This window comes from Streptomyces chisholmiae (genome assembly GCF_031845445.1).
In the GTDB taxonomy this organism is placed as follows: domain Bacteria; phylum Actinomycetota; class Actinomycetes; order Streptomycetales; family Streptomycetaceae; genus Streptomyces; species Streptomyces chisholmiae.
Genome location: NZ_JAVREO010000014.1, coordinates 93,165 through 105,666, shown reverse-complemented (window position 1 = coordinate 105,666; position 12,502 = coordinate 93,165). Strand labels below are relative to the sequence as shown.

Sequence of the window (12,502 nt, the reverse complement as noted above, 5' to 3'; positions counted from 1 at the left end):
GTTGACCCCCAAGGCACCGCCGGAGACGGCACCGGAGACACCGCCCCAGACACCCGCGGACATCGCGCGGCTCACGCGGGCCCGCACCTATGACCCGCTGCCGGACGACCCGGGCTCCGACGCGCCGTCGCAACCGTGGCTGGCGCTGCCCGGGCAGTGGGAGTTGGGTGTGCTGCACCGGCTGGTGCGGGAGGGCTTCGCCGCCGCCCGCGACGTGGGGTTCGCGTTGAACTACGGGCCGCTGGTCCCGGTCGCGCACTTCCGGGTCCCGGCCGAGACCAGGGAACTGGTCGTGCGAGCGACGGGGGGCGTCCACCCGGGCCCAGGCGTGACCCTCCGAACCCCCGAAACCACCGAAACCACCGAGACCACCGAGACCACCGAGACCGCCAGGAACAGCCCGGTCCGTCTCGTCGCGGCCGCGCCCGGGCCGTGGACGTTCCGGGTGGTGACGGACGGCACCGCCCCGGCCGGGGTGACGGTCGTCGGGGCCGGCGCGACGACGATCGGGCTGGAAGTCAGCGCCAACGGGGTGGCCTGGGCGGCGGCCTCGGCCGCCCCGGGCACGCCACGCATCCCGCCCGACCAGGTGCGCAACCCGGTGTGGCGGCTGCCAATGCGGCGGGAGGGCGACCTGTTCGTGCTGCCGGCCGAGGTGCTCGGCCGGGTGGTCATCCGGTGCGCGGGTGGCGTGCCGCGGGTCTTCGCCGGCGAGTCGCCGGCCGAGGCGGCGGCCGGGCACGGCGAGGAGCAGTACCACGACATGCGGCAGCGCGCGGACGGGAGTTGGGAGTCCGTGCACGAGCTGGGGCTGCGTTACCTCTCGGTGCGGGACGCGACGGTCGAGCGGGTGGAGGTGGCGGCGCGGGCATATCCGGTGCGCCGCCGGGGGGCGTTCGCCTGCTCCGACGAGGTGCTGACCGACATCTGGGTGACCAGTGTCTACACGCTGCGGCAGTGTGCCCACGGGCTGATCGTGGACGGCATCAAGCGGGACCGGATGCCTTGGATGGGGGATCTCGCGCTCGGCGCCCCGGCCAGCGCGTTCGCCTTCGGCGACGCGGAGATCGTGGAGCGCGGGCTGGTCGCGCTGGGCCAGAACCGGTCCGGCTATGTCAACGGGATCGTCGACTACTCGCTGTGGTGGCTGATCTGCACGGCGGACTACGCGCGCTACTTCGACGCGGGCGGCTACCTGCGGGAGAACGCCGCCCGGCTGCACGCGTTCGTCGAGCGGCTGCACGCCGAGGCCGGCCCGGACGGTGTGCTCCGGCCGGTGCCGGGCGACGACGCCTATGACAAGCCGGTGTTCATCGACTGGCAGGTGGACATCGACCCGGAACGGGACAGCACCGCGCTGCAACTGCTCTGGTACTGGGCGCTGACCAGCGCGAGCGACGTGCTGCGGGCCGCCGGGCACCCCGGCTGGTCGACGTGGGCGGAGGTCGCCGGCCGGCTCCGGGCCACGCTGTACGAGCGGGCCTGGGACCCGGCGGCGGAGGCGTGGCGGGAGTACCTGGAAGACTCCCCCGCCGGCACCCCCTACCCGAACCTGTTCGCCGTGGCCTCGGGGGTCATGGGGGACGGTGACGTCCCGGCCGGTGTGGCGCGGGTGCTGCTCGACGGGCCGCGGACGCGGACTCCGTTCGTCACCGCGTTCGCCCTGGGCGCGCTCGCCCGGGCCGGCCACCCCGACGCGGCGGTCGCCAGGCTGCGGCGGCTGTGGGGCGGCATGCTCCGGGCGGGGGCGACCACGTTCTGGGAGGAGTTCCACGAGCCGGAGGCCGGACCGTACGGCATGTACGGCCGACCCTTCGGCAAGAGCCTGTGCCACGCCTGGGCCGCCGGGCCCGCGCGGCTGCTGCCGGAGATCGTGTGCGGCGTCCGGCCCGGCGGGGCCGGCTGGGGCACGTTCACCGTCACGCCCTCGCTCGGCGCGCTCGACTGGGCCGGCGCCGTCGTCCCGGTGCCGGGCGGCGAGATCGGGGTGCTGGTCACCCGCGAGCAGTTGCGGGTGGACATCCCCGCCGGGCACGCCTTCCGGCACCGGGGCCGGACCTACCGGGGGCCGCGGTCGCTGATCCTGGACCGCCGCACGGAGCCGGACGGCGCGGACGCCGCGCCCTGACGCGGCGCCGGACGCGCGCGGCGCACGCAGCCGCCCAGACCGCCCCGACCGCCGGAGATTCGGCGGTCGGGGCGGTCGGGGCGGTCGCGTGAAACGAGCGGCGGGGGGGCGCGGTCAGGTGTCCGCCGGGGCCGGGGGGACGCGGCGGAACCAGGGGAGGCGGGCGAGGGGCGCGGCCACCTCGACGGTGGTGGGGCCCTCGATCTCCTGACCGTCGTCGTCGGCGCGCCAGCGCCCCGGCGGGACGGTGACGCGCCGGCTGGTGGCTCCGGGCTCGGTGACGGGGGCGACCAGGATGTCGGGGCCGAGCAGGAACTGGTCGGTGATCGGGGCGTAGCCGTGTCCCGGGTGGTCGAACTCCAGTGGCCGGATGATCGGTTCGCCGGTGCGGGCCGACTCCTCGGCCAGGGCGAGGATCTCCGGGCCGAGGCGCTCGTGCAGCCGGGCCGCGTCTCGGCAGTAGCCGAGGTGTTCGGCGTCCAGCAGCCGCCAGGGCGCGGCGGAGAACTGCATCATCGGGAAGAGCGCCGAGGCCTGCGCGGAGCGGACGAACAGCTCCGGGTCGAAGGTGGCACTCCCGAACGACTGGTACTCGCCGCCGCCGATCATGTCCGGGCAGATGTAGGCGTGTCCGGTCAGGGACTGGGCCAGCGCGTTGGGGACCAGCGCCGCCAGCCCGTCGCTGCCCTGCCAGGCGTGTCGCTTGTCGCGCTGGCGCTGGGCGAGCGGCAGGCTGGCCGCCAGCCAGGCGTCGCGGAACTCGTTGAGCCGGTACCGCAGCCCGAACTGGTTCCAGGCGACGGTGTAGGCGTGCGGGTCGGCGCAGCCGATGGCGGCGTAGAACGGGGGCTCTCCGCCGTCGAACTTGAAGCCGTCCACGCCGAGTTGGGTCAGCTCCCCGAGCGCGGCCGAGAGCCAGCGCCGGGCGTCGGGGTTGAGGAGGTCGAGCGCGGCGCCGAACCCGTTCCACCACTCGCCGACGGCGACCCGGCCACGCCCGTCCCTGACCAGCAGTCCGGCGGAGCGCAGCGCGCGGAAGACCTCGGAGTCGGGGGTCACATAGGGCACGAGCCAGAGCATCACCGTGAAGCCCAGCTCGTGCAGCTCGGCGATCATGCCGGCCGGGTCGGGGAACCGGCCCGAGTGGAAGCTCCAGGTGCCGTACGCCTCGTGCCACTGGTCGTCGATCATCAGCACGCCGGGCGGCAGACCGTGCTCCAACACCGCGCGGGCGTAGTCGAGAACGCCCTGCTGGGTGGGGTGGAACAGGGTCTCGATCCACAGGTTGTACTGCGGGGCGGTGAACAGCAGCGGGTCCGGGGTCCGCCCCCGGGGCGGGAAGTGCGTGCGGGCCAGGGAGCGGTAGGCGCCTGCCAGGTCGCCCTGGTCGTGGGCGAGCACCACGCCGGCGGCCGGGTCGGTCCTGATGTGGAGCGCCCCGTGGGCGACCTCGAAGGCGAAGGGCCGGTCGGACCAGACGGTGCGGCCGTGGCTGGAGAGCAGCAGCGGCATGCCCTGGTTGCCGCCGAGGTCACGCAGGTCGGCGCGGTAGCCGTCGCGGAACGGCATGGCCAGCCCGTCCGCCGCGACCCCGCCCCACCACGCCTCACCCGTCGCGACGGGAACCGTCACCGCCGAACCCAGACGCTCACTCATCCGCAGCCTTTCGCCCGTCTCTTGATTGCGGACGGCAGGTGGTCGGAAGGAACGAGCCGCCTGAACCGCCGCACCGTACGGGGCCCGACCTTATCATTCGGCAAGGTTGTGACACTTTTCGAAGGACTGCACCGCGGGCCCACCGGACGCCGGGCCGCCGGCCTCGGGTAGCCCTTCGCCCGCCAGGAAAGCCCGTACTGCGCTGGCCTTTTGCCAGGCCACCCCACGGGCGCCGGCCGAGCGGACCGCACCGGGCGACGAGGGGGAGCGGCGGCGACTTGCTCTTTCCGTCGGCAAGACCCTTCCCGTTCTCGCACCTCGGGGCTAGGGTCGCACTTACGCATCGGGTCGATGCGTATCGAACGCGGGCGTGGGACGCCGGCGCGAGCCGACAGAAGGCAGGGCGATGACGTCAACGACGACCGCGACCGACCGCGAGGAGGGGCCGCCCGCCCCCACCGCCGGAGCCGCCAGTGCCACACTCGGCCTGCCTGCCGCCCCGCCCCGCCCGAGCGGCTGGGGCGACGCGCCGCCGGCGAGCGGAGCGGCCGGGCGGTGCCGCGCGGCCGGGCGTGCGGGGACCCCGCTGACCACGGCCGCCGACTGGTTCCTCTGGGTGCTGTCACTGTCGGCGTTCTGGGCCGTCTTCACCCTGGCCGGGGGCGTGTTGCTCGGGGTCGCGCCGGCCAGCGTGGCGGCGGCGACGCTGGTGCGGGAGCGGGTCCTGGGCCGGCGGGACCGGATCTGGCGGGACGGCGCCCGGATCTGGGCCCGCGGCTTCCTGGCCTCGCAACTCGCCGTTTTCCCCCTGGTGTTCGTGACGGTGACCCTGGCCGCCAACTACCTGTGGTTCAGCGCGCTGGGCCCGGGGGCCACGGGAGGCCGGCTGCTGACCCTCGCCGGTTTCGCGCTGGCCGGGACCGCACTGGCCTGGGCGGCGCCGCTGGCGGCCCACTACACGGTGCCGCCGTGGCGGGTCACCCCGCTGGCCACCCGGCTGGTGCTGGCCCGCCCCGCGTCCAGCGTGCTGCTCGCCTTCACCGCGCTCGGCCTGAGCTACGCGGTGGCGGCCGTCCCGGTGCTCGGCGCCGTCGCCATCGGCGGCTGGTGGGCCGCCAGCACCTGCCTGTGCCTGCGGTTCTTCGCCGACAACGAGGAGCGCCGCACGGAGCCCCGCGCCGCCGCACCGGCCCTCGCCCTGCCCACCCAGCCGCTCAGCACCCGCTAGTACCAGGAGGACCCCGGAATGACAGGAAAGCACCTCCGGCGCACCGGAGTTGTCACCGCCCTTGCCGCCTCGCTCGTCTCCGTCACCGCCTGCGGCGGCGGTGGTGGGTCCAACGCCCTCGACGAGGACGTCTCACGGCTGACCGTGATGGTGCAGCTCCTCGGGCAGGCGCCGGCCGAGGACGGCTACGTGTGGCGGCACGTGGAGGAGTTCGCCGGCGTCGAACTCGACATCGACTTCGCGCCGGCGTCGAACTACCGGGACCGGCTGACCACGACCATCGCCTCGGGCGACATCCCCGCGCTGCTGGTCACCGACGCCAAGGAACCGACGTTCACCCAGGCCGCGCGGGCCGGCGCGTTCTGGGACCTCACGGAGCGGATCCGCGACTACCCGAACCTGCTGCCGGCGGAGGCCGATCTCCGGGACAGCATGGTCAACGGCGTGCTGTACGGGGTCCCGCAGTGGTCCCAGCCGATCCGCGGCACGGTGATGTTCCGCGAGGACTGGCTGGCCAACCTCGGCCTCGACGTGCCCGAGACCACCGACGAACTCCACGAGGTGGCACGGGCGTTCACCGAGGACGACCCGGACGGCAACGGACAGGACGACACCTACGGCCTGATCATGGCCAGTTGGAGTCCGTTGGAGGCCGTCACCCCCTACGCGCAGCTGGAGTCGTGGTTCGGGGCCCCCAACGGCTGGGGCGAGGTCGACGGCGAGCTGGTGCCGAGCTTCACCACCGAGGAGTTCTTCGAGGCCAACCGCTTCCTGCGGGGCATGGTCGAGGACGGCCTGGTCAACCCCGGTTTCGCGACCTTCGACGGCCTCCGCTGGAACGACGTGTTCGTCAACGGGGAGGGTGGGATCATCATCGACGTCAGCAACCGCCCGAGGGACCTGATGAACGCCTTCGAGCAGCGCGATCCCGGACACGGCGGCGACTACGTGACGGCCACCGGCAGCCTGCTCGGGCCGGACGGCGAGCGGCGCGCGCTGTTCAACCACACGGGCAGCGTGGTCGCCATCTCCCGGTCCGCGGTGCCCACCGAGGAGATGCTCGACCGGGTGCTGTCCGTGCTCGACCGGCTGGCGAGCCCGGAGGGCCAGCTCCTGACCAGGAACGGGGTGGAGGGGGAGACCTTCACCGAGGTCGACGGCTACGCCCAGCCGGTCCAGGAGACCAACGAGGACCGGACGATCCAGTCCGACCTGAGCGCGTTCACCCTCTGGCAGAGCGGGGCCGGCGAGCAGCACTGGCTCCCCACCCGGGCGGCCGGCGCGCCGATGCGGCAGCTGGTGGCGACCATCGAGGCGGCGGCCGAGGTGGACGCGGAGCACGCCGTGCGCAACCCCGCCTACCCGTACTTCTCCGAGGTGCAGGCGCAGCGCGGCGCCCAGTTGGGGTTGATCGTCACCGACGCCCGGATGAAGTACTTGTCCGGCGTGATCAGTGAGGACGAGTTCCGGGCCGAGATCGACCGGTGGTTCGACGAGGGCGGCCAGGACATCGTCGACGACATCAACGAGCTGCACGGCCAGGCGAACTGACGCGGTCCGGGGGCGCGCCGCGGGTGCGTCCCCACCCCCACCTCATGAATCAATTCATCGAAAGGGAGCGCGGCATGTCAGCGATCGCTCCGGAGCGGGCCGTCCCGCGGGAGCGCCCCGCGCCCCCGGCCGGGGGCAACGCCCGGCTCCGTGCCCGCCTGTGGCGTTACCGGTGGCTCTACGTCCTGCTGGCGCCCGGCCTGATCTACTTCGTCGTCTTCAAGTACGCCCCGATGTACGGCGTGACGCTCGCGTTCAAGGACTACGTCCCGTTCCTGGGCTGGAACGAGAGCCCCTGGGTGGGCACCGAGCACTTCGAGCGGCTGTTCAGCTCGCCGGACTTCCCCCGCATCCTGGGCAACACGCTGATCCTGGCGTTCCTGCACCTCGTCATCGTGTTCCCGGCGCCGATCGTGGTCGCGCTGATGCTCAACGAGGTGCGGCGGTCCCTGCTCAAGCGGATGATCCAGACGGCGATCTACATCCCGCACTTCCTGTCCTGGGCGATCGTCGCCTCGTTGACCTATCTGCTGTTCGCGCTCGGCGACGGGCCGGTGACCCTGCTCGCCGAGAACGTGTTCGGCGGACCGTTCGACTTCCTGTCTGACCCCGGCTGGTTCCGCCCGATGATCATCCTCCAGACGCTCTGGAAGGGAATCGGCTGGGGCACCATCATCTATCTCGCCGCCCTCGCGGGCGTGGACGCCAATCTCTACGAGGCGGCGCGGATCGACGGCGCCGGCCGTCTCCGGCAGACCTGGCACATCACGCTGCCCGCGCTCCGCAGCACCATCATCATCATGCTCATTCTCACCAGCAGCAGCATCATGGACACCGGTTTCGAACAGATCTACCTGATGAGCAACGCGCTGAACCGGGACGTGGCCGACGTGTTCGACACGTACGTGTACTTCACCGGAATCGAGGGCGGCCAGTACTCCTACTCGACCGCCGTCGGCCTTTTCAAGGGAATCGTCGGACTCATCCTCGTCTTCGGCACCAACTGGCTCGCGAAACGGTTCAAGCAGAGCACCCTGTTCTAGAAGGAGTGGTCATGGCAGTCAAGAACAACACCCCCGCCGGCCGCGCCTTCGACCTCGCGAACGCGGCCCTGCTGATCGGGCTCGCCGTCGCGATGGTGCTGCCCTTCCTCTACGTGCTGGCCGGCTCCTTCGCGACCGAGTCGGAGATCTCCGCGCGGCCCTTCTTCCTGTGGCCGAACGACATCGTCACGGACGCCTACGCGTACGTCTTCTCGACCGACGCCTTCCTCCGCAGCGTGGTGATCACCGTTTTGGTCACGCTCTTCGGCACGCTGCTCCAACTCCTGCTCACCTTCACGATGGCCTATCCGCTGGCGATGCGCTATCTGCCCGGGCGCCGCTTCCTGATCAACATCGTCGTGTTCACCCTGGTGTTCGGCGGCGGACTGGTGCCCACCTATCTGGTGGTCGACTCCCTCGGGCTGGTCAACACCTACTGGGCGCTGGTCCTCCCGATGGCGATCAGCCCCTTCTACCTCATCATCGTGAAGAACTTCTTCCAGGAACTCCCGGAGGAACTCCTGGAAGCGGCCCGCATCGACGGATGCTCGGAGATCGGCGTCTTCTTCCGCGTCGTGCTGCCGCTCTCCAAGCCGATCCTGGCGACGTTCTCCCTCTTCTACGCGGTGGGCATCTGGAACGACTTCATGTCCCCCCTGCTCTACATCAGGGACTCCTCGATGTGGACGCTGCAGATGCTGGTCCGGCAGGTGACGATCTCCACCGAACTGAGCAACACGCTGGGGAGCGTCAACCCCCACTACATTCCCCCGGAACAGGGCGTCAAGTTCGCGACCATCGTGCTCGCGACGCTGCCGATCCTTTTCTTCTACCCCTTCCTGCAACGGCACTTCGCCAAGGGGATCCTGCTCGGTTCGGTGAAGGGCTGACCATGACGACACACGTGACGCGGGTGGCCGGAGTTGTCGGCCTCCGGATAGAGCACCACCGCGAGGCCCTGGGCATCGGGAAGAGCCGGCCCCGACTGTCCTGGCGTTACGCGGGCACCGAGCGCGTGCCGGAGTGGGTCGAGATCGAGGCGAGCGGCGAGACCGGCACCCGCCGGGCCCGGGTCCCCGGACCTGACCAGGTCCTCGCGCCCTGGCCGTTCCCGCCGCTGGCCTCGCGCGAGCGGCGGGTGGTGCGGGCGCGCGCCGTCGCCGGGACCGACGTCGGCCCGTGGAGCGACCCGGCGGCGGTCGAGGCCGGGCTGCTGCACCCGGACGACTGGGGGGCGTCACGCATGGTGGCGCCCGCCGCCGGCGTCGCCCAGCAGGGCGCGGCCGCCCAACTGCGGCGTGCGATCGAGCTGTCCGCGCCGGTGCGGCGCGCCCGGCTGTACCTCACCTCGTGGGGCGTGCACCTCGCGCACCTCAACGGCGCCCGCGTCGGCACCGACCTGCTGGCCCCCGGCTGGACCAGCTACCACCACCGGCTGCGGTACCACACGCACGACGTCACCGACCTGCTGCGGGCCGGCGGCAACACCCTCGTCGTCGCCCTCGCCGACGGCTGGTACCGCGGCCGGCTCACCGCTGACGTGCGCTTCGACCAGGCGTACGGCGGGCGGACCGGGGTGTGCGCGCGGCTGGAGGTGGGGTACGAGGACGGCCGCCAACTCGCCGTGGTCACCGACGAGTTCTGGCAGGCCGCCGCCTCCCCCGTCCTGGCGGCCTCCTTCTACGACGGCGAGACCCGCGACGAGCGGCACCGGCCGGCGGCCTGGACCCCGGTCGAGGTCCTCGACACCGGGCCGCTGCCGCTGGTCGCCCCGCAGGGCCCGCCGGTCCGGCCGGTCGAGACACGCGCCCCCGTGGCATCCCGGGTCGTGGACGAGCTGACCACCCGGCACGACTTCGGGCAGAACCTGGTGGGCGTGCTGCGGCTGCGCGTCTCCGGGCCGCCCGGCGCGTCGGTGACCCTCCGCCACGCCGAGGTGCTGGAGCGGGACGGCCGGCTCGCGACCCGCCCGCTGCGCAGCGCCCGGGCCACCGACCGGCTCCTCCTGGGCGGCCAACCCCATACCTGGCAGCCGGACTTCACCCTGCACGGCTTCCGGCACGCCGAGGTGACCACCGACCACCCCGACGTCCGCGTCGAGGACGTCCGGGCCGTCGTCGTCCACTCCGACCTGCGGCGCACCGGGGCCTTCGACTGCTCCGACCCGGAGCTGACCCGGCTGTGGGAGAACGCCCGCTGGAGCCTGCGCGGCAACGCGGTCGACCTGCCAACCGACTGCCCGCAGCGCGACGAACGCCTCGGCTGGACCGGCGACATCGCCGTCTTCGCGCCCGCCGCCACCGGCCTCTACGACTGCGCGGGCTTCCTGTCCTCCTGGCTCGCCGACCTGGCCGTCGAACAGGAGGAGAACGGCGGCGCGCCGCCGCTCACCGTGCCGTCGCTGTCCGTCCCCACCGGGCCGGTCGCGGTCTGGGGCGACGCGGCCGTCGTCGTGCCCTGGACGCTCTACGAGCGCTACGGCGACCCGCTGGTCCTCGAACGGGCCTGGCCGAGCATGACCGCCTGGGTCGATCTCGTCCACCGGCGGGCCGGCGAAGCGCTCGTCTGGGAGGGCGACCCGCAGTTGGGCGACTGGCTCGACCCGGCCGCGCCCCCCGACGAGCCGGCCGCCGCCCGCACCGACCCCGACCTGGTGGCCACCGCCTGGTTCGCCCGCTCCGCGCGGCTGCTGGCCCGGGCCGCCGCCGCGCTCGGCCGCACCGTGGACGCCCGCCGCTACGCCGCCCTCGCGGACGGCGTCGCCGCCGCCTTCCGGCGGACCTACACCACGCCGGCGGGCCGGCTGGTGGGCGAGACCCAGACCGGGTACGCGCTGGCGCTCGCGTTCGGCCTGCTCACCGACGACGCCGCGCGGGCGCACGCGGCGCGGCGTCTGGTGCGCCAGGTGGAGCTGGCCGGCTACCGGATCGGCACCGGCTTCGCCGGCACCCCGTTCGTGCTCGACGCCCTCACCGAGCACGGGCACCTCCAGGTCGCCTACCGGATGCTCGCCGAGCCCAGCCCGCCGTCCTACCGCTACCAGGTGCGGATGGGGGCGACCACCATGTGGGAGCGCTGGGACTCGCTGCTGCCCGACGGCTCGGTCAACCCGGGCGAGATGACGTCGTTCAACCACTACGCGTACGGCGCGGTCGCCGACTGGCTGCAACGCGTCGTCGGCGGCCTCACCGCGCTGGCGCCCGGCTACCGCCGCGCCGGCATCCGGCCCCGGCCCGGCGGCGGCCTGACGGCGGCCAGTGCCTCGTTGCTGACCCCCTACGGGCGGCTCGCCTCGGCCTGGCGCCTCGACGACGACCGGTTCACCCTCGACGCCGAGGTGCCGCCCGGGGTGGTCGCCGAGGTCGGGCTGCCCGACGGCACCACCCGGCAGGTGACCGCCGGGCGGCACACCTTCACCACGCGCCACCGCCCGGACTATCCCCCGCCGCCCCCCGCGCCGCGCCCCGGCACGCCCCCCGGTGGCCTGGCCCGCCGCACGCCGCCGGTTCGCGGCGGGAGCGCGGCCGGCTGACCGCCGGCTCCCGCGAACCGGGACCGCTGGCGCGGGAGTTGGCGCGCCACGACGAGGGCGGCTGGCCCGGCACTCGCGCGCTCCCCGGTCGCATCGTCCACGGAGATGGGCTCCGGGGCATCGTGGCCCGTACGCCGGGTGTCGCCGAGCGGGGAATGCGGCCGCTCCTCAAGTCCGGCCCGGCGCGGCGCCGCGCTGGTCGCGATGGGCGAGAACGAGGTGGTGCGCGGGGCCCGCGCTTGCCGGTCGCCCACGTGGCGGCCGACTCCCGGCAGCTGGCCCGGCAGGCGGTCGAGGTGCTCCTCGGCCAGTCGCCGGACGAGCCGGCACCGCCCGGACGGGCGGCACGTCCCGCCGATGCCGACCCGACGCGCCCTCACGGGCGCGGCGGACGCCAGCCGACGGGGCAACCGGGCGCCGGCGCCCGGGCGTTGGCCGGACGGGGCAGGCCGGCCGGGTGCCGGGAGCCCGGGGCGGCGACCACGCACCCGGGGCACGGGGCCGGCCGGGCCGGCCAGCCGTGGCCGGGCCGCCGGGTCCGGGCCGGCCGCCCCGCCTGGTCAGGCCGGGCAGGTCAGGTCAGCCGAACTGGACGGACCGCTTGGCCAGGCCCAGCCAGAAACCGTCGATGACGCTGCGCTGGGTGTCCAGCTCGCCGGCGGCGTCCGCGACGCCCAGCGTCACGAAGAGCGGGGCGAAGTGCTCGGTGCGCGGGTGGGCCAGCGCGCCGGCCGGCGCGGCGTGCGTGAAGTCGAGCAGCGCGTCCACGTCGCCGGCCGCCAGCGCCCGCTGGCCCCAGTCGTCGAACTCGGCCGACCAGGCCGGCACGCCGGGCCCGCCGAGCGCGGAGAGGTTGTGGGTGAAGAAGCCGGAGCCGACGATCAGCACGCCCTCGTCGCGCAGCGGCGCCAGCCGCTGCCCGATGTCCATCAGCCGGCGCGGGTCGAGGGTGGGCAGCGACATCTGGAGGACCGGGATGTCCGCGTCCGGGTACATCTCGACGAGCGGCACGTAGGCGCCGTGGTCCAGGCCGCGGTCCGGCACGTCCTGCACGGGCAGGCCGGGCGCGCGCAGCAGCTTGCGCACGGACTCGGCCAGCTCGGGGGCGCCGGGGGCGGCGTACTGGACCTGGTAGTAGTGCTGGGGGAAGCCCCAGAAGTCGTAGACCAGCGGCACCGTGCTGGTGGCGCTCAGGGCGAGCGGGGCCTCCTCCCAGTGGGCCGAGATCATCAGGATCGCCGTGGGCCGGGGCAGCTCGGCGGACCAGGCGGCCAACTGGTCGGGCCAGAGCGCGTCGTCGGCCAGCGGCGGGGCGCCGTGCGAGAGATAGAGCGCGGGCATGCGCGTCGGGGGCGGTGCGACGG

8 protein-coding genes are annotated in these 12,502 nt (G+C 73.6%); 6 read left to right on the top strand and 2 right to left on the bottom strand.

Annotation, left to right across the window (positions count from 1 at the left end; translation table 11 throughout):
- Position 1: 1 nt before the first annotated feature.
- Entirely contained in the window at positions 2-2,128 is a 2,127-nt protein-coding gene (locus RM844_RS22430; RefSeq protein WP_311669135.1) for an alpha-L-rhamnosidase-related protein, read from the top strand.
- 114 nt (positions 2,129-2,242) lie between these two features.
- On the opposite strand, the gene RM844_RS22425 is transcribed toward RM844_RS22430, so the two are convergent.
- Positions 2,243-3,784 (bottom strand): glycoside hydrolase family 31 protein, encoded by a 1,542-nt coding sequence (locus RM844_RS22425; protein ID WP_311669134.1) that lies wholly within the window; start codon positions 3,782-3,784, stop codon positions 2,243-2,245.
- A 406-nt stretch (positions 3,785-4,190) separates the two neighbouring features.
- Here RM844_RS22425 and RM844_RS22420 point away from each other — a divergent pair, with 406 nt between their 5' ends.
- The 5 genes from RM844_RS22420 to RM844_RS22400 all read left to right on the top strand — a co-directional run bounded on the left by RM844_RS22420 (position 4,191) and on the right by RM844_RS22400 (position 11,138).
- Complete coding sequence (locus tag RM844_RS22420; RefSeq protein WP_311669133.1) at positions 4,191-5,012, top strand: DUF624 domain-containing protein; 822 nt, start codon at positions 4,191-4,193, stop codon at positions 5,010-5,012.
- 18 nt (positions 5,013-5,030) lie between these two features.
- Positions 5,031-6,563 (top strand): extracellular solute-binding protein, encoded by a 1,533-nt coding sequence (locus RM844_RS22415; protein WP_311669132.1) that lies wholly within the window; start codon positions 5,031-5,033, stop codon positions 6,561-6,563.
- 74 nt (positions 6,564-6,637) lie between these two features.
- Positions 6,638-7,606, top strand: a complete 969-nt coding sequence (locus RM844_RS22410) for an ABC transporter permease (RefSeq protein WP_311669131.1) — start codon at positions 6,638-6,640, stop codon at positions 7,604-7,606.
- Positions 7,607-7,617: 11 nt separating this feature from the next.
- Positions 7,618-8,496: a carbohydrate ABC transporter permease gene (locus RM844_RS22405; protein WP_311669130.1), complete on the top strand. Its 879-nt coding sequence runs from the start codon at positions 7,618-7,620 to the stop codon at positions 8,494-8,496.
- 2 nt (positions 8,497-8,498) lie between these two features.
- Positions 8,499-11,138, top strand: a complete 2,640-nt coding sequence (locus RM844_RS22400) for a family 78 glycoside hydrolase catalytic domain (protein ID WP_311669129.1) — start codon at positions 8,499-8,501, stop codon at positions 11,136-11,138.
- Between the two features lie 579 nt (positions 11,139-11,717).
- Here the strand turns inward: RM844_RS22400 and RM844_RS22395 are convergent.
- On the bottom strand, positions 11,718-12,479 hold the full coding sequence (locus tag RM844_RS22395; RefSeq protein ID WP_311669221.1) for a dioxygenase family protein: 762 nt from the start codon (positions 12,477-12,479) through the stop codon (positions 11,718-11,720).
- Positions 12,480-12,502: the final 23 nt, after the last annotated feature.